General features: G+C 46.6%; 1 protein-coding gene. It reads right to left on the bottom strand.

Features of this window, described 5'->3' with window-relative positions:
* On the bottom strand, positions 1–533 hold a 533-nt coding region (locus H6A34_RS14515), incomplete at its 3' end, for an IS982 family transposase (RefSeq protein ID WP_205106092.1).
* Positions 534–731: the final 198 nt, after the last annotated feature.

The raw sequence follows: 731 nt of genomic DNA, 5'->3' as shown, positions 1-731 counted from the left end.
CGGTCGTCCACGTTCCCGGGCGTGAGCATCCATTGTATTATCTCGCCACGGTCGTTTATCACTATATGCAGCTTGAACCCGTAGAACCATCCCATCGTACACTTGCCCTTGGCTGCCCATCCCTTCATCGTCCTGTGGCTGTGCGCACGCTTTATATTGCATGACTTCAACGGTGTGGAGTCGATAATGGATATTCCAGTACATTTACCCAACGCACATGTCTGCAGGAACAGCAAAAGCCGGAGTCCCACCTTGGCCTGACGTTCTACGAAGCGGTTGTACGACAGGCGGTGTGGAAACTCCTTGCGCATGTGGTTACATACATAACCGAGGTAGAAAGACTTGAGGTCTCGGTGGCGCAAGATATGGAACAGTACGAGAATGGTCATCACCTCGCTGTCGGACATGAGGCACTGGCGGTTGCGGCTACGTTTGCCGCATATGTCCAGCGTGTGTTTTTTCAGTTCGGGAGCAAAATATTTGCAGAACCCATCAAGAATACAGAAAATTTCTATTATATTTGCATCAGTCATGGGAATGGATATTTTTATGTAACTTATTGATTGTCAACTATAAAGGTACTAAAAATAGGTTCTTCCGCAGTTTTGTTGGATGGCCTTTCAGCAACATAAAATTGAGCACATCGAGTTTTTCGGTTCATCCGCAGTTCAGTTGGATGGACGAATCATGAAGCGCAAAGAGTCTTAGCTTAAAATAATCATCGTCCCTGA

Source organism: Marseilla massiliensis, assembly GCF_016899855.1.
Taxonomy (GTDB): Bacteria; Bacteroidota; Bacteroidia; order Bacteroidales; family Bacteroidaceae; genus Prevotella.
Note: the sequence above shows the minus strand (reverse complement) of the source record. Positions and strands in the feature narration are given on the sequence as shown.